At 48.3% G+C, this 19,603-nt stretch carries 17 protein-coding genes; 10 read left to right on the top strand and 7 right to left on the bottom strand.

The window, feature by feature from the left end:
- Window positions 1-7: 7 nt before the first annotated feature.
- On the bottom strand, window positions 8-2,950 hold the full coding sequence (locus E8E00_RS09435; protein ID WP_240531931.1) for a cation transporter: 2,943 nt from the start codon (window positions 2,948-2,950) through the stop codon (window positions 8-10).
- Window positions 2,951-3,057: 107 nt separating this feature from the next.
- Between E8E00_RS09435 and cueR the strand changes: the two genes are divergently transcribed.
- Window positions 3,058-3,504, top strand: a complete 447-nt coding sequence (gene cueR / locus E8E00_RS09430) for a Cu(I)-responsive transcriptional regulator (RefSeq protein WP_077457310.1) — start codon at window positions 3,058-3,060, stop codon at window positions 3,502-3,504.
- 21 nt (window positions 3,505-3,525) lie between these two features.
- Here cueR and E8E00_RS09425 read toward each other — a convergent pair whose 3' ends face one another.
- From E8E00_RS09425 to tesA, 3 genes are all read right to left on the bottom strand, one after another.
- Entirely contained in the window at window positions 3,526-4,380 is an 855-nt protein-coding gene (locus E8E00_RS09425) for a co-chaperone YbbN (protein WP_077479690.1), read from the bottom strand.
- A 392-nt stretch (window positions 4,381-4,772) separates the two neighbouring features.
- Window positions 4,773-5,633 carry an SDR family oxidoreductase gene (locus E8E00_RS09420; protein ID WP_240531932.1) on the bottom strand — a complete coding sequence of 287 codons (861 nt, stop codon included), beginning with the start codon at window positions 5,631-5,633 and terminating at the stop codon, window positions 4,773-4,775.
- A complete protein-coding gene (tesA, locus tag E8E00_RS09415) occupies window positions 5,630-6,244 on the bottom strand; it encodes a multifunctional acyl-CoA thioesterase I/protease I/lysophospholipase L1 (protein WP_096631228.1) in 615 nt (204 codons plus the stop codon). The genes E8E00_RS09420 and tesA overlap by 4 nt, the downstream gene beginning before the upstream one ends.
- Here tesA and E8E00_RS09410 point away from each other — a divergent pair.
- Window positions 6,243-6,929, top strand: coding sequence for an ABC transporter ATP-binding protein (locus E8E00_RS09410; protein WP_077479687.1), 687 nt, complete (start codon window positions 6,243-6,245; stop codon window positions 6,927-6,929). The genes tesA and E8E00_RS09410 overlap by 2 nt on opposite strands.
- A complete protein-coding gene (locus E8E00_RS09405; protein WP_096631231.1) occupies window positions 6,919-9,360 on the top strand; it encodes an ABC transporter permease in 2,442 nt (813 codons plus the stop codon). The genes E8E00_RS09410 and E8E00_RS09405 overlap by 11 nt, the downstream gene beginning before the upstream one ends.
- A gap of 133 nt (window positions 9,361-9,493) precedes the next feature.
- Here E8E00_RS09405 and E8E00_RS09400 read toward each other — a convergent pair whose 3' ends face one another.
- Complete coding sequence (locus E8E00_RS09400) at window positions 9,494-10,387, bottom strand: TIGR01777 family oxidoreductase (RefSeq protein WP_077479685.1); 894 nt, start codon at window positions 10,385-10,387, stop codon at window positions 9,494-9,496.
- A gap of 235 nt (window positions 10,388-10,622) precedes the next feature.
- On the opposite strand from E8E00_RS09400, the gene E8E00_RS09395 reads away from it, so the two are divergent.
- The 7 genes from E8E00_RS09395 to E8E00_RS09365 all read left to right on the top strand — a co-directional run bounded on the left by E8E00_RS09395 (window position 10,623) and on the right by E8E00_RS09365 (window position 17,407).
- Complete coding sequence (locus tag E8E00_RS09395; RefSeq protein WP_077457298.1) at window positions 10,623-11,348, top strand: DUF1538 domain-containing protein; 726 nt, start codon at window positions 10,623-10,625, stop codon at window positions 11,346-11,348.
- The gene (locus tag E8E00_RS09390) at window positions 11,348-12,127 is read left to right on the top strand and encodes a DUF1538 domain-containing protein (protein WP_077640423.1); all 780 of its coding nucleotides are present in this window, start codon (window positions 11,348-11,350) and stop codon (window positions 12,125-12,127) included. Before E8E00_RS09395 ends, E8E00_RS09390 begins: the two co-directional genes overlap by 1 nt.
- A gap of 9 nt (window positions 12,128-12,136) precedes the next feature.
- The gene (locus E8E00_RS09385; protein ID WP_069587355.1) at window positions 12,137-12,487 is read left to right on the top strand and encodes a P-II family nitrogen regulator; all 351 of its coding nucleotides are present in this window, start codon (window positions 12,137-12,139) and stop codon (window positions 12,485-12,487) included.
- Entirely contained in the window at window positions 12,484-12,906 is a 423-nt protein-coding gene (locus E8E00_RS09380) for a CBS domain-containing protein (RefSeq protein ID WP_025674526.1), read from the top strand. Before E8E00_RS09385 ends, E8E00_RS09380 begins: the two co-directional genes overlap by 4 nt.
- Window positions 12,907-13,065: 159 nt before the next feature.
- The gene (locus E8E00_RS09375; RefSeq protein ID WP_096631234.1) at window positions 13,066-13,866 is read left to right on the top strand and encodes a TIGR02391 family protein; all 801 of its coding nucleotides are present in this window, start codon (window positions 13,066-13,068) and stop codon (window positions 13,864-13,866) included.
- A gap of 147 nt (window positions 13,867-14,013) precedes the next feature.
- Entirely contained in the window at window positions 14,014-16,131 is a 2,118-nt protein-coding gene (locus E8E00_RS09370) for a retron Eco8 family effector endonuclease (protein WP_096631237.1), read from the top strand.
- Between the two features lie 175 nt (window positions 16,132-16,306).
- The gene (locus E8E00_RS09365; RefSeq protein WP_096631240.1) at window positions 16,307-17,407 is read left to right on the top strand and encodes a reverse transcriptase domain-containing protein; all 1,101 of its coding nucleotides are present in this window, start codon (window positions 16,307-16,309) and stop codon (window positions 17,405-17,407) included.
- Between the two features lie 317 nt (window positions 17,408-17,724).
- Here the strand turns inward: E8E00_RS09365 and E8E00_RS09360 are convergent, their stop codons facing one another.
- Together E8E00_RS09360 and metQ are read right to left on the bottom strand one after the other, a co-directional pair.
- Window positions 17,725-17,967 (bottom strand): addiction module antidote protein, encoded by a 243-nt coding sequence (locus E8E00_RS09360; protein WP_240531933.1) that lies wholly within the window; start codon window positions 17,965-17,967, stop codon window positions 17,725-17,727.
- Between the two features lie 773 nt (window positions 17,968-18,740).
- Window positions 18,741-19,556 carry a methionine ABC transporter substrate-binding lipoprotein MetQ gene (metQ, locus tag E8E00_RS09355; RefSeq protein ID WP_069589332.1) on the bottom strand — a complete coding sequence of 272 codons (816 nt, stop codon included), beginning with the start codon at window positions 19,554-19,556 and terminating at the stop codon, window positions 18,741-18,743.
- Between the last annotated feature and the right edge of the window lie 47 nt (window positions 19,557-19,603).

The raw sequence follows: 19,603 nt of genomic DNA, 5'->3' as shown, positions 1-19,603 counted from the left end.
CTCCTTGTTACTTCTCGTCTGATTTTATTTTGAAAAAACGTAGTCGATTGGCGTTGGTCACCACAGTGATCGAAGACAATGCCATTGCGCCGCCGGCAATCACGGGGCTGAGTAACATGCCAGTAAAGGGATAAAGAATACCGGCCGCTACCGGGATCCCCAGCGTGTTGTAAACAAAGGCACCAAACAGGTTTTGCTTCATATTGCGCACGGCGGCTTGAGATAAAGCAATCGCGTTGGCAAGTGCTCCAAGATGTTGGTGCATTAACGTAATTTGCGCACTTTCAATCGCAATATCACTGCCGCCGCCCATCGCGACACCCACATCCGCCTGAGCGAGAGCGGGGGCGTCGTTAATGCCATCGCCCACCATTGCCACACGCTTACCTTGCTGTTGCAGCGCTTGAATTTGCTCGGACTTACCATCCGGAAGTACACCTGCAATTACATGATCAATACCTAATTGGCGACCGATCGCATTGGCAGTATCGGGGTGATCGCCTGATAGCATGATGACTTCGAGCCCTTGTTGTTGCAGCCGCGCGACGGCATCAATCGCATCGTCCCGAATCGGATCGCTGATCCCGATAAGCGCCAGCACTGCCTGATCATTGGCAAGATAAATCGCGGTCTCACCGCGGTGGGTCATGGCGTCAATATCTTGTTGATAGGGGCGGGTATCCAGTCCTTGAGCACGCATCCATGCGTGGTTGCCGATGTAGTAACGCTCGCCGTCAATTTTGGCTTGGATCCCCTTGCCGGATTCACTGTTAAAGTCGCTTGATTCGGGCAATGAGAGTGTCTGTGCCTTGGCATAGTCCACAATCGCCCTTGCTAAGGGGTGCTCGGAATGTTGTTCCATGGACGCCGCGATAGCCATGAGGCGATCTTGTTCGCCATGAAGGGCATGAATATGCGTCACCTCAGGCTGGCCACGTGTCAGCGTACCGGTTTTATCAAACACTAGGGTATGTAGCTTAGCGGCCGTTTGTAGTGCGTCCGCATCACGGATTAACACCCCAATTTCAGCTGCGCGTCCTACTGCGGCGGTGACCGATAGTGGTGTCGCCAGCCCAAGCGCACATGGGCAAGCAATAATTAATACCGTGGTCGCTGTCACCAGCATATAGCTCACAGAAGGCTCAGGGCCGACAAGATACCAAATGGCAGCGGTAAGTAACGCGATGCACACGACCACAGGCACAAACACAGAGGAGATGCGGTCCGCTAACTTGGCTAGTTCAGGCTTGCTGCTTTGGGCTTCACGCACTAAATCGATAATCCGTGCCAGCATGGTGTCGCTGCCCACGCCGGTGGCTTTAAAGGTTAAACCACCCTGTTGGTTCACGGTTCCGGCATGTAAGGTGTCGCCGGCTTGCTTATGCACCGGTACCGGTTCTCCAGTTAGCATGGATTCATCGATATAGCTGCTGCCATCAATCACTTCACCATCCACAGGGACTTTGGCACCCGGTTTCACACGCAGAGTCATGCCTTTTTCCACATCACTTAATGGGCGCTCGGTTTCTTGGCCATTTTCAATCACGAGGGCAGTGGGCGGTTGCAAATCAAGCAGCTGGTCTAGCGCTTTGGAGGTATTGGCACGTGCGCGCGCTTCAATCGCATGGCCCAAGCTAATCAAACCAATGATCATTGCCGAGGCTTCAAAATACACATGACGTGCTTGTTCAGGGAATAATGCCGGTGCCACGACGACGGCGGTTGAGTACAGCCACGCCGCCCCCGTGCCGAGCGCGACCAAGGTATCCATGGTGGCGCGTTTGTGCATCAACGCTTGCCACGCATTCGCGAAGAAGTGTCGACCACCGGTTGCAAGCAATATCAGCGTTAGCACGGCAATCACGCCCCACGCCCACTGATCTTGGGTCGATTGAATGGTCATACTGCCACCCAATATCCCCCATGCCATCAGTGGTGCGCCGAGCCCTAACCCTGCAAGGGTACTGCGTTTAAAGCTTTTCAACTCAGAGGCTTGCTGAACCTGTTGGCGTTCTCGGCGGTCATTATCATCTTCCACCTTTTCGGCGCCATAGCCTGCGTTTTCTACTGCTTGAATAATCTTCTCTGCTGTCGCATTGCCTTTGACAATGGCACTACGCTCAGCAAGGTTCACGCTAACATTGGCCACGCCGTCCACACTGCTGATAGCAGTTTCAACACTTTTGACACAACTTGCGCATGTCATGCCGGATAACACAAACTGCATGCGTGAGTGGCTGGATGAAGGTTCAGTGCGCGTCTGGGCTTTGGCTTGTTGCTCAACCTCGGCGGTCTCGGTTTGCGTTTGATGCGGCTCGGTTGATGAGGACGTTGCTTGGCTGGGATCGATGAGTGTGGCCCCAAAGCCCAACGCTGCGATCGTTTCAATCAGCGTCTCGGCGCTGAGCGTCGTGCGCACGGTCGCCGCGTCTTTGCTGACTTGATAGTCAAAAACGGCATCGTTTTCATCGAGCGCACGCTCCACTTTCGCCACGCAGTGACCGCAGCTTAACCCCGACAATGCCAATTCATGCTGATAACCGACTTGATAGCCAAGGTTCTCAATGGTTTGGATGATGGAGTCCAAGCTCAAGCTGGTATGAATATCTGCATGGGTTTTAGTTACCGAGTGCGAAAACACGGTGGGCAGGGCATCCAATGCCGCTTCCACTTTGGCGACACAGCGTCCACAGTTCAGCCCACTTAACGCTAAGGCATGACGAAAACCGGCTTGATATCCCAGTGCCTCGATCGCGTCGACGGCCTGTTTAAGCGTCGCTTCAGGGTTATCTCCGAGCACTTCCAGCGAGATAGCTTGTGTATCCGCCTTTTCTATGCGGACGTTATCGACTGTTCCCACTGCTTGGGTCACTTTTTTCACACACCCGTTGCAGCTCAGCCCGTCGAGAGGCAAGGTGTAATAAGTCATGGTGGTATCTATGGTTGTCATTTCCGCTCCTTAATGATCACAACACGGCGCACGTGTTGGGGAAACGTCGCAACATCGAGTAAACTGAACCATAAACCTTATAGCTACTGGAAGGTCAAGGAGCGAGAATGAAAATTCAGCAAGTCGCCGAAAAAACCGGTTTAACCACCAAAACCATCCGCTTTTACGAGCAGAAAGGGCTGATCACGCCGCCACACCGCGCCGACAATGGGTATCGTGATTATCGCGCTCAGCACGTGAGTGAGTTGCAAATGATCCGTCGGGCGCGATTGGTGGGGTTTACCTTGGAAGAAAGTGCGGATTTGTTAGCGTTATCGCGCGATCCTTCTTTACGCAGTGCCGATGTGAAGGCACGCGCCGAGAGTAAATTGATGGAGATCGATGAAAAAATCGCCGAGCTAGCGGCGATGAAAACCACCCTTCAGGCGCTTACCCAAGCGTGTCCCGGTGATGGTGACGCGCAGTGCCCGATCATCGAAGCCCTGCGCGGAGACAGTGAACTAGGCAGCATTGGTCTCACCGAAAGTCAGTGCTGCCAAGCGTCGGCGAAATAGCTGCCAAGCGTGGGTAAAAAATTAGTACAGTAGCGAGTACAGTTGACGGCGATAACGTGAGGCAATCTCGTTGCCTTGACCTAATGCGGCCAGAATATCCATCAAGGTTTTCTTGGCCTCTCCATCGGCGTGATTCATATCGCGACGGAGAATGTTCATCAGCAGCTCAAGTGCGTCTTCGCTGCGATTGATTTGGTTAAGTTGCACCGCAAGCTCATAGGCAATATCTGCATTATCTGGGTTCTCGGCCAGTGCGTCTTGCAAGTTGCGGATCTCTGGCGCGTCAGCTGCTTGATTGTGCAATTCAATTTTCGCGATCAGCCCTTTGTAGGTCGCGTCTTGATCTTGCATCAACACCGTATCGAGCACGGCTTGCGCTGCATCAAACTGCTGGGTCTCGACCAGACATTCGGCCAGCGCCAGTTTAAAGTCTCCCTTCTCACCGTGGCTGCTCTCAAGGGGTTTTAGGATCACCAAGGCATCGGTGTAATTGCCTTCCGCCATCAATTGACGCGCTTGGTCAAACGCTTGATCTTCTGGGCTTGGCAGGTGCTTATTCAGCATTTCGCGCACCGTCTCTTCATTTTGCGGGCCGGCAAGGCCATCCACCGGTTGACCATCTTTAAACAGAGCCAGCGTTGGCAGTGCGCGGACGCCAAACTGGGCGGCAATCAGCTGCTGCGCTTCACAGTCGATCGTGGCGAGCGTAAAGGTGCCGTGGCTATCGTGAGCCACCTGCTCGACAACCGTTTTCAGCTCAACGCTTTCGGGCATCATGTTTGCCCAAAAATATACCAGTACCGGCGTGCGTGAAGAAGACTCAAGAATTTGCTGAAAATTATGTTCGGTTAATTCAACGATATAGTTTGCGTGCATCATGGATCCCGACGAAGTGTGTTTGCAATAAGGGTGGGGGCAAATGCGTCGAAATTCAAGCAGCTGAGATACGAAAAAGCCACCCAAGGGTGGCCTATTTCGTCGGTCTGCAAGCGAGTCCATCAAAGATGACGAGTGCGGGTTACAACACGAGCACCACGCACAAAGCGACGCTCAAGCAGAGCCAGTTCAATTGATGCAAGGTCATCAGCCGGCTCCTGTTGTTTATTATTGTCGGTGTTATTGGCTTGGCAGCTTGGCTGCCAATGAAGGAAAGCGTGTCAGCAAGTGGCCGCTTCCACTCATGCAAGCTAGATTAATCGCGATCTATGACATTGATGTGACAATTGCGACATAAAACACGTTTTTTTTGCGATCATCTTCCCATTGCATTAACTGCCTTTGAGCAAGACCCGATCGAGCCAACGGCTGGGAAGGAGCCGTTTGAGGAGTGCCATCCACACTGTCGGTTGTGTCACGCGATAACGCACCTTGGGACGCGGCGAGAACAGCGCATGCGTCAGTGGTGCAACGAGCGCGTCGGCGGGCAGGGTATATTTGTTGCCGCCTTCGTCTGCAGCAAGACGGTCGATTTGGCTTTGATATGCGTGCTGGTGGCGACTTTTATTGGGGTTGACCCAGTGTTTAAAGGCGCTGAGCGCATTGGCACGAAACGCGGTTTCAATTGGACCAGGCTCAATTAAGCTCACCTTAATGGGCGTATCGCTCAGCTCTAAACGCAGGGTATCGGTCCAGCCTTCGAGAGCAAACTTGCTGGCGTTATAGGCGCCGCGATATTTCAATGCCACGATGCCTAGCACCGAGCTGTTTTGCACAATGCGCCCCTCGCCGTAATTGAGCAGCATCGGCAACAAGGCTTGGGTTAAATGGTGCCAACCAAACACATTGGTCTCAAATTGGGCGCGTAAGGCATCGGTGGGCAAATCCTCCAGCGCGCCCGGTTGGCCGTAAGCGCCGTTATTAAACAGTGCAAAGAGTTTCCCGCCTGTCATTTGCTCGACCGCTTCGACTGCTTGGTTGATGCTGGCCGTATCTGATACATCCAATTGAATACAGATTAAGCCTTCTTGCTGTAAACGGCTGACATCGTCAGGCTTTCGGCAACTGGCGATCACCGTGTGCCCTTGCTCATGCAAAGCTTTGGCGCAGGCATAGCCGATGCCGGTGGAGCAGCCGGTGATTAAAATGGCGTTGTTTAATGGCGAAGCCGTTTCCATGACATCTTCACTCATGATTGTGGCGCGTCGGACAAATAAGGCGCGAGCTTTTCCGCCATAAAATCGGCAATCCAAGGTTGTGCTTCCGGCATCGGGTGAATGCCATCATCACGCATCCATTCAGGCTTTTGGATCACAGTCTCCATAAAAAAGGGCAGCAAGGGGGTTTGTGTTTGCTCTGCCAGTGTAGGATAAATATCAGCAAATCCTTGTGCATAGCGCTGGCCATAATTTGGCGGAATTTGGATTTGTACCAATAAAGGCGTGGCATCGGCCGCGCGAGTTTGGGTGATCAATTGTTCAAGGTTGTCTCGTATACGGTTAAACGGCCAACCGCGTAGGCCATCGTTGCCGCCGAGTTCAATCAGCACCCATTCGGGCTGGTGGCGTTCTAATAATTGAGGCATACGCTGCAGGCCATTGGCGGTGGTATCGCCGGAAATGCTGGCGTTGATCACCTCAACCTCGACATCATGGTCGTTGAGCGCGCGCGGTAGCTTAGCAGGCCAGGCTTGTTCAGCCGCCATTTGGTAGCCAGCGCTTAAGCTGTCACCAAGTACAAGGAGCGTTTGTGCACTGGCACTGCTCACCCACAAAAAACACAACAAAGTAAGGATGCGTAACATGGCCTCTCCTGTTATTCGAGCCGAAAAAATTGCAAAACATGTCGTGACACGCGAACAGCCGCTTACCATTCTGCAGGATGTCTCGCTACAAATCGAGGCAGGCGAGTCGATTGCATTAATGGGTGTGTCCGGCGCAGGAAAATCCACCTTAATGACCTTGCTTGCAGGATTAGATACGCCCAGTGAAGGCGAGGTCGATCTGCTCGGCCACAAGCTTTCCACCTTGGATGAAGATGCGCGCGCCGCACTGCGGGCCGAATCGGTGGGGTTTGTGTTCCAAAGTTTTTTACTGGTGCCGTCACTGAACGCGCTTGAGAACGTGATGCTGCCGCTCACCATTCGCGGTGAGGAAGAAGACGAAACCCGCGCCAAGCAACTGCTGGCCTCGGTGGGTTTGCAAGGGCGCGAAAGCCATTTGCCGTCGCAACTCTCTGGCGGGGAGCAACAACGGGTGGCCTTGGCGCGTGCCTTTATTATCCGCCCACAGGTGCTGTTTGCCGATGAGCCGACCGGCAACCTTGACCAAAAAACCGCGGCGACCATCATCGATTTATTGTTTGAGCTGAACGAAAAGCATGGCACCACCTTGGTGTTGGTTACCCACGATCCGGCGCTGGCAAAGCGTTGTCAGCGTACCTTGATGATGGACAGCGGCAAGCTACAGGAGCGAGTGAATGGCGAGTAAAAACGGACTACTCAATCGCTGGGCGTGGCGTGAACTGTTACACGGGCAAATTTGGCCCGTGGCGGTGGCGTTGGCGCTGATCATCACCTGTGTGTTTGCGCTATCAGCATTGGCCGATCGCATTGAAAACGTGCTCACCCAGCAAGGGCGCAACCTGATTGCCGCCGATACCGTGCTGCGTACTCGTCAGCCGCTTAACACCGAGCAAATTGAGGCGTTTAAACAAGCTGGCGCCACAGTATCTGCCCAAACCCGCTTTGGCACCATGGCATTCAGCGAGCAAAAGATGCAGCTTGTGAGCGTGAAAGCGGTGGATAGCCTTTATCCGCTGCGCGGCGATTTGGTGCTGGAGCAAAACGGCCAAGCCATTGGTGGTGACCGACGCATTCAACCCGGTGAGCTATGGCTGTCTGAGCGGGTGTTTAGCTTGCTGGATGTGAAAGCGGGCGACACCGTATCGATTGGTAACCTCGATTTAACGGTTAGCGGTACCTTGGCCGCGGAGCCGGAGCTCTCGTTTAACCCCTTTAGCCAAATGCCCGCGGTGATGATGCATCGAGCCGATGTACCTGCCGCTGGCGTGGTACGCGAAGGCAGTCGGGTGCGTTATCGCTACTTTTTAACCGGTGACGAGCCCAGCCTAAGCGCGGCTAAAGCCAGCTACACGCTGCAAGATGGTGAGCGCTGGGTGGATGAAAACACCTCTGATCGCACTGGGGATATGCTGGACCGCAGCCGTCAGTACTTGTCATTAACCGTGGTACTGGTGATTGTGATGGCCGCGGCGACGTTAACCTTAACTTGTCAACACTATGCTAAAAGCCGCGCGGATTTGGTGGCGATGCTAAAAAGCCTCGGCGCCAGCCAACAATGGGTGCGACGCTGGTTAGCACGGCAGTTAACCTTATTGTTTGTCCTTGCTACCGCTGTGGGCTTGGCTGCGGGGTACACGCTTGAAGTGTTATTGCGCTTGCCGCTGACCGATGTGCTGCCTTCACCGCTGCCAAGCTATGGCTGGGTGCCTTGGGTGCTTGCGCCCGGTGTTGCGCTTTTGGTGGCGCTGCCTGCCTTGGGTGTGCCGCTGCTTAAATTGCTGGATGCGCCTGCGTTGGCCGCGGTGCAATCGCAGGCTGCCCGTGGGCGTCAACGTCGCGGCACTGCGGCGATCTTAATCGCGATACCGGTGGGAGCACTTGCACTGTGGGCGTTCGACAACACCTTGCTATGGACAGTGCTGGGGGCGATGGCAGTGATGATCGTCTTGCTGGCGCTGGCAGGGTTAGGCTTGCTCCGGTTGGTGAAATCACGGGTGCGTGCCCCTTCGGTGAAATTGGCCCTTAGCCGAATTACCCGCAACAAACTGGCTAGCAGCGTGCAATTAGGGGCGCTGGCGATCTCCTTTATGCTGTTGGCGATCATCTGGCTGCTGCGCACCGATTTGCTCGCTGATTGGGGACGGATGCTGCCGCCCGATGCGCCCAATGTGTTTGCGCTGAATATTGCTCCGAGCGAGCAGCAAGGCTATGTGGGTGAACTCGATGACGCCAGCTTGATGCGATCTGATGCCTACCCCATAGTGCGTGGCCGGCTGGTGGGCAAAAACGGTGAGCGTTACCAGATCCCAACCGATGAAGTTGAGCGTGATGAAGTGGATGAAGCACTACGTCGCGAGCTTAATTTCACTTGGCGAGACAGTTTGCCGTCGCACAATGAGGTGATTGCCGGAGACTGGCCAACCGAGAATGGCGTGTCGGTGGAGGCAGACATTGCCGAGCGCTTGGGGATTGAGATTGGCGACAGCCTGACCTTTAGCGTGACCGGTCAAGACTTTACTGCCACGGTGAACTCGATTCGTGAAGTCGAGTGGCGCAATATGCGGCCTAACTTCTACTTTATTTTCGACCGCGAGACGCTTGCCGATAAACCGGCTAACTGGCTGGTGAGCTTCAGGCTTGATGAATCACAAACGCCTTTGCTCAATCGCTTGGCACGGGAGTACCCGACCGTCACGTTGCTTGATTTGCGTACCATGAGCAGCCGTATTCAATCGATTTTGCGTCAAATTGGCTTGTCGCTTTCGGTGTTAGCGGGTCTGGCGGTGATCAGCGGCTTATTATTGTTGCTCACCTTGCTGCGTATCAGCCTGAGCGAACGTCAGCAGGAGATAAACCTCTATCGCACCTTGGGCGCGAGCCGCACCCGTATTCAGCGCACCTTATGGAGCGAATATGGCGTGATGGCCTTTGTATCGGGCCTGATGGCGGTGTTGGGCGCGGAAGCGGCGATGGTCGGCCTGCTGAAATGGGGCTTTGAAATGGAGGTGCGCCTGCATCCTGAGCTTTGGGCGGTATTGCCGGTGTTGGCCGTCGCGCTGGTGTTTGTCACGGTCGCCTCGATGCTGCGCAAACTGATTGATCCACAGCGGCGTTAACACGGGGCGGCGGGCAAGCGTTCGCCTTTCATATGCAAAAAGCGGGTATCAATTTTTTTGATACCCGCTTTGTTGTGGAGAACGCCCGAGAAATCTAACCAGCAACACGCTTAGGCGAAAAGCGAATGGGCGATTAAAACAGTGACGCCATCGCTTCTTCTACTTTGGGGTGTTGGAACTTAAACCCTGAATCTTCAAGAGCATGGGGCAGGGCGCGCTGGCTATCGAGCAGCAAGTGCGAGGCTTCCCCCATCATGGCCTTAATCGCCACGGTAGGCACAAAGAAAAGGTGCGGGCGTTTTAAGGCACTGGCTAGCGCCTGACTAAAGCGTTTATTGGTGACCGGCTCTGGCGCGGTGCAGTTAAACGGCCCTTGCAGCGCAGGCGAGTCGAGCAAATGTATGATTGCTGCGACCATATCATCAATATGGATCCACGGCATGTATTGCTGGCCTTTACCAATCGGGCCACCAAGGCCAAGTTGGTAGGGCAACATCATCCGTTTTAGCGCGCCGCCTTCAGCGCTTAACACCACACCGGTACGCAACAGACAGACTCGCGTGTGTTGCGAGGCGCCTTTTAAGGCAATTTTTTCCCACTGATGACACACGTGCTGAGCAAAATCATCGGCATGGACCACCAACGTTTCATCGAACGGATGGTCTTGCTGATCGCCGTAGTACCCCACTGCCGAACCACTAATAAAGGTGTGGGGTGGCGTGCTGCTGGCATGAATTTTCTCGACCAGCTTTTCTGTTAGCCCCCAACGGCTGGTACAAATGATCCCTTTTTGCTGCTCGCTCCAACGCTTATCGGCAATTGGCTCACCGGCAAGGTTAATCACAGCATCAAAATCATTCAGGTGGGGAAGGTCGTCAAGACGCTCTATCGCGGCGACCGAGTCCCCGAATATCTTTGTCACCTTTTCTTTGTCGCGCGAGAGCACGGTGAGTTGATGTTGAGGCTGCAGCTTGGCGACCAAGGCTTTGCCAATCAGGCCCGTGCCACCTGTGATTAAAATATTCATGCCTAGAGTCCTAAAAGGGTGACGAAATCTCTGCTGTTAACGCTAAGGGGCTTTTCCACTAAGCGCAAGTGGTTGCTTTGTATCCTGTTACGTGTGGCAGCGAAAATTGGTTTGATCGCGCAGTTTTCTGCTTTGTCACTCGCACCGCACATTGGGAGTGCTAACATAAATAGGCATATAAACACTGTGCCTTTTCAAGGTCGATGTTCGTTACGCAGGGAGTCATGTCACCCACATGCAGGCGTTGTTCAAATCACTACTTGGCAGTTTTCGCGATCTCTTACCCATCATTTTAGTGATTGGTTTCTTTCAAGTGGTTGTCCTTAACCAGCCATTGCCCAATTGGTTATCCATCACCATTGGGCTAGTGCTCGTGGTCGTTGGGCTGACTTTATTTGTGTACGGCTTAGACATGGGGCTGTTCCCGATTGGCGAATCGATGGCGCATTCGCTGGCCCACAAAGGCAGTTTAGGGTGGTTAATTGCGTTTGCCTTCCTACTTGGCTTTGGCACCACGATTGCGGAACCTGCACTCACCGCGGTGGCGGCGGAAGCGGCAGATGTGGCCGCCAATGGCGGGATGATAAACACCACAGAGGCAGCCAAAGACAGCTACGCTAATGGGCTGCGGCTAACCGTGGCGCTTTCTGTTGGCTTTGCGATTGTGCTTGGCGTAGTGCGGATTATTAAAGGTTGGCCGATCCACCGCTTAATTATCGGCGGCTACTTGCTGGTGGTGGCGATGACTATGGTGGCACCGCCCAGCATTATCGGTATTGCCTATGACTCGGGTGGGGTAACCACCTCCACGATTACAGTGCCACTGGTGACCGCGCTCGGCGTGGGGTTGGCAACCGTGATCAAAGGGCGTAACCCGATGGTGGATGGCTTTGGTTTGATTGCATTCGCCTCGCTATCACCGATGATCTTTGTGATGGCTTACGGCATGGTGGTGGCGTGATGGATGGTCTGCGCCTGTTTATCGACACCTTTTTCTCCACCGTGCGCGATGTGATCCCGATTATCGCGATCATCTTTGGCTTTCAACTCTTTGTGTTACGCAAAGCGCTCAACAACCCCAAACGGATCTTGTTTGGTTTTTTCTATGTCATTTTGGGCTTGAGCCTATTTTTAATGGGGCTGGAGCTGGCGCTATTCCCGCTCGGGGCCTCGATGGCCGAGCAGCTCACTGCCACTGATTTTGTCGGCGCAGCACTCAAAGCGGGCGGCGAGATTAATTGGCAAGCCTATTACTGGGTGTACCTATTTGGTGCCGCGATAGGTTTTAGCACCACGGTGGCCGAACCCTCATTGATCGCGGTGGCGATCAAAGCGGCCAAAGTGTCGGGTGGGGCGATTCGAGTGAACGGCTTGCGGGCCTCGGTGGCGCTTGGCGTGGCAATGGGAATTGCCTTGGGGTGCTATCGCATTGTGGTGGGCGACCCGCTCCATTACTACATCATCACCGGCTATGTGGTGGTGGTGATCCAAACCTATTTTGCCCCGCCGTTTATCGTGCCCTTGGCCTATGATTCTGGAGGGGTGACCACCTCAACCGTCACCGTGCCCTTGGTGACGGCGCTGGGGTTGGGGCTAGCCTCTACCGTACCGGGAAGAAACCCGATGCTCGATGGGTTTGGCTTAATTGCGTTTGCCAGTTTGTTTCCGATGATCACCGTGATGGGTTATGCCCAAATCACAGCCTATTTACAAAAAAAGCACGCACAGCGTTCATCGTAAGGAGAGCCTATGCGGTTCAAATTAATCATGGCGTTTATTGAAGATGCCAAAACCGATGCGGTGCTCGATGCCGCCAGACAAGCCGGCGCTACCGGCGCGACCATTATTAACAACGCGCGTGGCGAAGGCTTGGTGAAAAAGAAAACCTTTTTAGGGCTGACGCTGGATGTGCAGCGAGACGTGGCCATCTTCCTGGTGGAAGAGCACTTATCACGCGCTATTCTCGAAACCATTAATGACGTGGGCGAGTTTGATGCCACCTCCGGCAGTGGCATTGCGGTGCAAATTGATGTGGAAGATGCCGTGGGCGTTGCCCACCAAATGCGAGAATTAACCGAAGTGGTGAAGGATGAGTTATGAAACAACATAAAACGGTAAGAGATGTGATGCATGCCCACGCCGTGTGTATTGATGGGCTCACCACGGTCGAAGAAGCGATCCGCATTGCACGCGAACAAGAAGTGAAAGCGATTATCGTCAATAAACGCGATGAGCATGACGAATTCGGCATTGTGTTAATGAACGACATTGCCAAAAAAGTGCTCGCCAAAAACCGCGCCCCATCACGGGTGAATGTTTATGAAATTATGACCAAACCCGCGCTTAGCGTCTCTCCCAATATGAACGTGAAATACTGCGCCCGTTTATTCGAACGCTTCGGCATCAGCCGAGCCCCCGTTATCGAAAACGGCCAAGTCCTCGGTATGGTCAGTTATAACCTCATCGTGATCTACGGCATGCTCGCTGAAGAAGTGGAGAGCCAGCATAGAAAGGATTAGGGGGATAGGTGGTTTGGGGGAAGCGGAGCTAGCTCACTTTTGCCCCAAAATGCGCTAGCTCCAGATCTATGACTAATCTCTCGCGCCAGTTCTTGACCTACTTTTCCTAATAGCAGATTATAAAACAAGTTGATCAAATGAAATTATACAGACAAAGTCATGGAACGAATTGAACCATTCAATGCACAAACTTTAGAGGCAGCTTGCCGAGTGCTTGCTGACACTGAAAGAGGCTTAACAGGAGCAGAGTTAGGATATTTAATTCAGGATTGCAAAATCCTTGATATCAGCCCAACGATGACCAAATGGAAGAGGTTGTTTAACGCTTTAGTCAGTGCTCAAAATACGTATCAAGTTGGTAACCATCTAATTATGTTTATTAATCGTGCATTGAATCCTGTTAACTATGCTCGTGATAAAGAAAAATTTGAATGGCGTCGGTCTGAGCTGAATGTGGTTCTGTCTTTCTCTGGTTTTCATGTCCGAGAGGATGGAAAAACTATCCGAACAGACAAAGAGGCGACCCTTAAAGGAGCAAGAGAGAGAGCTGGAGCGCTAAGAGTAAAGCTTGAAGATAGAGGTGCTCACACTGAAGTGTTTAAGTATTGCCGTGCTGAATTACTCGATGAAAACTACTTTCATGCAGTTCTAGAAGCCATAAAAGGTATAGCGCAAAGAATTCGGGATATGTCCCTATTAACAACTGATGGTGCTGAACTCGTAAATACAGCATTTTCTGTTAAAAACCCTGTACTAAAAATCAACTCTTTAACTACAGAAACAGAAATAAGCGAACAGAAAGGCTTTAGCAATATGCTTGTTGGAATTTTTGGGGCAGTACGCAACCCAGTTGCTCATGCACCCAAAATGTACTGGGTAATGAGCGAACAAGATGCTTTAGATGTTTTGTCTACCACATCATTCATACATAGAAAATTGGATATTGCTGTGAAAGCATAAATTCACTTTGGACTCATAGAACAAAAATACCCCGCCCACTATTGATACATTATTCTCTAGCACCTAAATTCCCTTTGTGTAGGCTCTTGAGTGGAGAAAAATCTCTAAGATCATGATATAGTGAATAAAAATATATTCGAGTGTATTATGACTGTACAAGCAATAAAAATTACTAATTTACTATCATTCGATGAACTGGTCGTCAATAACTTGAATGATATGAACTGTATTGTTGGTAGGAACAATGTAGGTAAATCTAATTTACTTAAAGTCTTAAAGTTTTTTTACAACAAATTAGAAGGAAAAGAAGAGTTGCCGCCCAAGCTCAACTCAAACTATTCATATAAAGGTTCGATATCAATAACCTTTGATATGACTAGAATCTTTAGAATCGCTAGGAAGCAACCAACTAACACGTATTTCGCATTCATAATTAGAAAACTCGTTCCATTGCATAAACGAAGTATGTTTACATTGATGCGATACGATAACGACCATACTACTTATACGTTAACGTTGAATATATATAACGATGGAAAGGTAAAGTGGTCAACAAATGATAAGCAGACGCTAAATCTGATTTTATACCTTTTCCCTTTTTTCCATATTGAACCTAGGCATATGGATCTACATGAATGGGATAGCTTATGGGATCTTATATCACGATTGAAGTCATTCAATCTGTCAAAAATAGATGATCAAACTATAATTGACTTTTTTGACAAGTCCATTAACGCTGATGGTGAAAGTTCATATAAAAACTATATATCCGAACTAAATAGCACGATTTCTACCAAACCGAGCACACAAAAAGAAAAATTATTAAGCTATATTAAGGCGGGCTTAAAAGGATATCGATTTGAGATAGATGAAAATGATCTTAAATATCACTCAGATGGTACAAATTCATTTCATTTCATTAAGACGTTTTTAAAAATATTAATTACAATTTCGCGAAGGGAGTATATAACACCGTTTGTATTTATTGACGAACCTGAGCTTGGGCTTCATCCAAAAATGAATGAGGTGTTAATTCACGATATCTATAACAGCTATAAGTACAATAACGGTCGTGATCATAAAGTAACAAGACCAAGAGTGTTTTTGACTACGCATTCACCAAATATTGTAAAAGAGATAATCAAGAAATTTCGTGATTATCAACGAGTATTTTGTTTTCAAAAGAGAAGTGACTCAACAACATCGATTCATACTCTAAATTCAACGTATGATAGTGAAAGCTTTATTAACACATTTAGCGATAATGAAGCTAGATTATTTTTTAGTGATTATATTCTATTTGTTGAGGGGGAAAGCGAATTAGAAGTATTTGGCAATATGAGGCTATCAGAGCACTTTCCACATCTAAGAAATATCGATATATATAAGAGTAGTAGTAATGTCATTGGGGAGAGAGTTAACCCTTCTTACTCTAACTCCGCGATCCCCTACATGTTTCTCTTTGATGCTGATAAGGCTATATCAGTTAAAGGTCAACCAAATAGTTTTGAATTGAAACTACAAAAAAACGGTAATTATTTTAACTTCTGGAAGAAGACTTTAGAGGCTGAGTTTAATAAATACAAACTCGGATTTAGTAAAAAACAAAAAGACAAAATGGAGAATGTTAAATATTTATTGTCGTGTGATAAAAAGAATCTTAAAGTTGATCCTACAAAACAAGATTTCTTAAAGGAAAGTGATTTTGATAAAATTTTTTCCGCCGTAAAAAAGCGCTTATTGGAAAAAAACATCTACATTAATAGAACAACTTTGGAAGGATGTCTAATTCAGAAAAGCAGTGCTGAGATTCTATATAGTTGGTTAGACAAAAAGTATGGCACTAATACTCAATCAATTATAACTAGGATTAATAATAGTAAGTTCATAACCGAAGATATGTTAATTGATTATATACGAGTTATTTTCAATGGAAAGTCTAAAGCTCTTACTGACTATAGTCACTTTAATGTTGAAGCGTACAAACAAACCATGCAAAAAGGTAATAAAGTAAACGGAAAACTAAGATACACATCTAGACACGCTAAATTGCTAATGGGTTTACTAGAGCAAGCCACTGTTAAAAATAAAGATCTCGAGAAAACAGACGGATGGACAACTAACTATATTAACTATGCCGTTGAATATATAGAAACTCAATCTTTGCATAAGAATCAGACATTTGGAAGTACCTTCAAGGTTTACTTCCCTGAGCTTTATGATATTATTCGTATGCTTCAACCCGATAGTAGAGGGGAGATATGAGTTTTCACGAGTATCTGAGGGCTTGCCCCTCCCTCTCTTTGTTTCTGGGAGTTCGTCTTCCAGTAACTTTGAGTACAGTCCCAATAGTTACTAATCTGGTCGCGCTGATTAATGTGTCTGATAGTACACACCTACGGTGTAATAGTGTTCTTTTGTATCGGGTTGAAGCAATATAATGAATAAAAAAGTTAGTGATGAATTCTTTAATAACGCCATTCTAAAAGGTAATGTAGCATTGTTAGATGATTTTTCTACCAGTGTCATTGAACGAAAGTCTGGGGCTGATATATTTTTCGAGATATTAAAAGATTCTGATCACAAAATCGTAAATGATAGAATTACAAGGTTTGTTCTATCCAAGATTCCTGTAAACTCTTCTGCTTGCGGTTTTGTCCCTGGTAAGTCTTATTATGACTTTCTAAGACCACACATCAGTGGTTATTACTTTTTAAGACTCGATATAAAGAAGTTTTTCCACTCCATATCTGTGTTGGAAGTTAAAAACCTCCTGAGTCAGTACTTCAGTGATGACAAAAAAGGTGCAAAATACTCGGCATTAGACATTGCTTATATGTCTATTACTCACAAAGTTAATAATAATTTCGACGATGATGACATAAAAGGAAAAGAAATACTTCCTATCGGCTTTTCGTCTTCCCCTGTCGTTTCTAATATAATTTTTAGAAGAATCGATATTTTAATCCAGAAACTGTGTGAAGATAAAGGGATTGTATACAGTAGATATGCAGATGATATGCTTTTTTCATCGAGCAAGAGTCGATACCTCCATTCTGAGCAGTTTGAAAGAGACATCTCTATATTTGTCTCCACTCTTTCTCTTAAGTTAAAAAAAAGAAAAAGAAAGGCAGTAGAGAATACTATATCGCTTAATGGGTATGTAATTCAGAATACCAAGTTAAAGGAAAACCTGTTCTTTAATGTTTACAAACAAGATCCCATTGGTTCAATTAGACTCTCTGATAAAAAACTAAAACAATTAAAAAAACTATCTGCACTTTTAAGAAAAAATAGAGATCCTGTCTATATCATGGAGAATATTTTTCAGTTGAACTATAACAAATTTAAAAGAACATACGGCGAAAACATAAACTTCTACATCCAGTACTCTGATGACCAGTTGCAAAATAAGATAAAAGGTTATCGGTCATATTTGATTTCCTTGATTAAATACAATGAAAAATACGGATGTGTAGCCAATAACTGTATCGTCAAAGTAAAAGAGTTAGTTCGTGTTTTCGAGTCCAATATAAAATAGTTAAAGATAAAGGCGCTAGCTTAATAGCTAACGCCTATTGCAGTCCTTGTAGTGGTTCCGTAACATTGAACATGAGTATAGATGTTATCCATATATTTTTTCATCCGAGTCGAATGCGTATTGATCCTATTCGTAACACGAAAATGTCCATTTCCAAGTCAGAGCGACGTCCGACTTATCCTTTTCGCGTTACACCACCAAAAAGCTCGCATTTTCAATGCGGGGCTTGCTATAGCAGCACCGCTATCGCCGCTATGACTTCACTGACTTCGAATCACCAAATCTTAACTCCACCCCTAACGCATTCACAATCGCGATCAGTGTCTTGAGGGATTGCCTTTTTGGCTGAAAGTACGGTAGAGCGTTTCTCGTGAAAGACCGGTGTGCTTGGCCATATCTGCCATTCCTTTGGCACGATCGATCACACCGAGTGCATCGGCGATAAATGCGGGATCGCCCGTTTGCACCGCTTCGTCTAAGTAAGCTTGAAGTGCTTCTTGGTTATCCAAGAACTCCGCTGGATCAAAAGTGCTCAATGGAGGTTTGGGCGTTGTTGTCATAACGGTCTGTCTCCATGCGAATATATCAATCGGGTTGCTGATGACAGTGTAGCTTGGGACTAGATAATCTTCTGCTCGGGAATGCTTTGGCTACGTTCACGCTTTGATTCCTTAAAGAGAAGAGTAAAAATTATCACGTTTATTACAATGTCATAGATTAAAGTTGACATTAGGTCGCTTGGGTTTTGCTCTGAGTATTTAAAATATGGATAGATATAAGACGCGAGTGTGATGAATACTGATAGAAACGCAATAGACATCAGCTGTTTTTTAGTAAACAAAGATACGTCTTTATAAATGGAAAACAATGCGATAAGGACAAAGTAGCCGATGAACATGCTTAGTGCGCTTAATCCTTTCTCTACAAAATCACCAATGTATTGATAGCCACTAGTCAGTGATATAGCGAGAGTGATAAATAAGAATGTGATTAATGAAAGGTATTTGTCAGATTTACTCATAAACCTTCTTCGATAAAATGTAATGAGTTGGCATTATCTTTTCGCCCTATGTGGCTTCATATCTAGATTTTGGGGTGTCTAAATGTACCAACCGTTTTGGGCAAAAGTGAAGGCATTCGTGGTTTTTTGAATTAATCTCTCATAGTTTTCCACTAGATACGTCATCCTTTACATTAGAGCAACAGATAAAGGCTTCGATTTAACAAAAAACATACCTTACTCTTTGGCACCCAAATCATCACTCAGCGGATACCAAAAAGCCCGCACTTTTCAGCGCGGGCTTGAGTATTTAAGTGTGGTGAGCGGACTGGCTTACCAGCCTTTTACCACTGCGCCGTCAAAAACTTCCATTGCGGCGTTGTAAACCGCGTCGGTTTGGTAGGCTTTAACAAAGTTTTTCACGTTTTCAGCGTCTACGTTGTCTTTGCGCGCCACAATCAGGTTCACGTAAGGCGATTCTTTGTCTTCAACAAACAGGCCGTCTTTGCTTGGGGTTAGGCCCACGCCCGCGGCAAAGGTGTTGTTGATGATCGCAATGTCCACGTCTTCCAGTGAGCGAGGCAGTTGTGGCGTTTCTAGCTCGATGATTTCCACGTTTTTCGGGTTCTCAACGATATCCAGTTTAGTGGCGTTAATGCCAGCGCCTTCTTTAAGTTTGATAATGCCTTGTTGTTCCAGCAATACCAGCGAACGGCCAAGGTTCGATGGGTTGTTAGGCACGGCAATTTTGCCGCCTTCAGGCAAATCGGCCACGCTATCAAGTTTGTAAGAGTAGGCCGCAATTGGATACACAAAGGTGTTGCCTGCAATCGCAAACTCGTAGCCACGGTCTTTGATTTGTGCGTCGAGGTACGGTTTGTGCTGGAAGGCATTCACGTCCACAGAACCATCGGCGAGGGCGGCGTTAGGGGACACATAGTCGGTAAAGGTAATGAGCTTCACCTCAAGGCCGAGTTTTTTGGCTTCTTGAACCGCATATTCGGCCACTTGTGCTTCTTCACCGGCCATAACGCCAACGGTGATTTTGCTGTTGTCTTGCACGGCAGCTTCTTTTTCACCACAGCCGGTAAGGGCAAGGGTTGAGGCCAGTCCGAGTGTGGCAAGCAGTGTTTTAATCGTGGTTTTCATTGTCTGTCTCCCTTTTAAAAAACGTATCCGTTTTGACGGTAGTCCCG

Origin of the sequence: Salinivibrio sp. YCSC6 (assembly GCF_004916735.1) — a bacterium.
In the GTDB taxonomy this organism is placed as follows: Bacteria; Pseudomonadota; Gammaproteobacteria; order Enterobacterales; family Vibrionaceae; genus Salinivibrio; species Salinivibrio proteolyticus.
The sequence above is the reverse complement of the archived record's forward strand: the minus strand, read 5'-3'. Positions and strand labels throughout refer to the sequence as shown.

What these genes read in the sequence shown, in the direction of transcription:
- E8E00_RS09400 (WP_077479685.1), bottom strand. Translation starts at nt 10,387, where the DNA reads ATGAATATTTTAATCACAGGTGGCACGGGCCTGATTGGCAAAGCCTTG.
- E8E00_RS09405 (WP_096631231.1), top strand. Translation starts at nt 6,919, where the DNA reads ATGGCGAGTAAAAACGGACTACTCAATCGCTGGGCGTGGCGTGAACTG.
- E8E00_RS09370 (WP_096631237.1), top strand. Translation starts at nt 14,014, where the DNA reads ATGACTGTACAAGCAATAAAAATTACTAATTTACTATCATTCGATGAA.
- E8E00_RS09420 (WP_240531932.1), bottom strand. Translation starts at nt 5,633, where the DNA reads ATGAGTGAAGATGTCATGGAAACGGCTTCGCCATTAAACAACGCCATT.
- tesA (WP_096631228.1), bottom strand. Translation starts at nt 6,244, where the DNA reads ATGTTACGCATCCTTACTTTGTTGTGTTTTTTGTGGGTGAGCAGTGCC.
- E8E00_RS09380 (WP_025674526.1), top strand. Translation starts at nt 12,484, where the DNA reads ATGAAACAACATAAAACGGTAAGAGATGTGATGCATGCCCACGCCGTG.
- E8E00_RS09365 (WP_096631240.1), top strand. Translation starts at nt 16,307, where the DNA reads ATGAATAAAAAAGTTAGTGATGAATTCTTTAATAACGCCATTCTAAAA.
- cueR (WP_077457310.1), top strand. Translation starts at nt 3,058, where the DNA reads ATGAAAATTCAGCAAGTCGCCGAAAAAACCGGTTTAACCACCAAAACC.
- metQ (WP_069589332.1), bottom strand. Translation starts at nt 19,556, where the DNA reads ATGAAAACCACGATTAAAACACTGCTTGCCACACTCGGACTGGCCTCA.
- E8E00_RS09435 (WP_240531931.1), bottom strand. Translation starts at nt 2,950, where the DNA reads ATGACAACCATAGATACCACCATGACTTATTACACCTTGCCTCTCGAC.
- E8E00_RS09375 (WP_096631234.1), top strand. Translation starts at nt 13,066, where the DNA reads ATGGAACGAATTGAACCATTCAATGCACAAACTTTAGAGGCAGCTTGC.
- E8E00_RS09390 (WP_077640423.1), top strand. Translation starts at nt 11,348, where the DNA reads ATGGATGGTCTGCGCCTGTTTATCGACACCTTTTTCTCCACCGTGCGC.
- E8E00_RS09410 (WP_077479687.1), top strand. Translation starts at nt 6,243, where the DNA reads ATGGCCTCTCCTGTTATTCGAGCCGAAAAAATTGCAAAACATGTCGTG.
- E8E00_RS09425 (WP_077479690.1), bottom strand. Translation starts at nt 4,380, where the DNA reads ATGCACGCAAACTATATCGTTGAATTAACCGAACATAATTTTCAGCAA.
- E8E00_RS09395 (WP_077457298.1), top strand. Translation starts at nt 10,623, where the DNA reads ATGCAGGCGTTGTTCAAATCACTACTTGGCAGTTTTCGCGATCTCTTA.
- E8E00_RS09360 (WP_240531933.1), bottom strand. Translation starts at nt 17,967, where the DNA reads ATGACAACAACGCCCAAACCTCCATTGAGCACTTTTGATCCAGCGGAG.
- E8E00_RS09385 (WP_069587355.1), top strand. Translation starts at nt 12,137, where the DNA reads ATGCGGTTCAAATTAATCATGGCGTTTATTGAAGATGCCAAAACCGAT.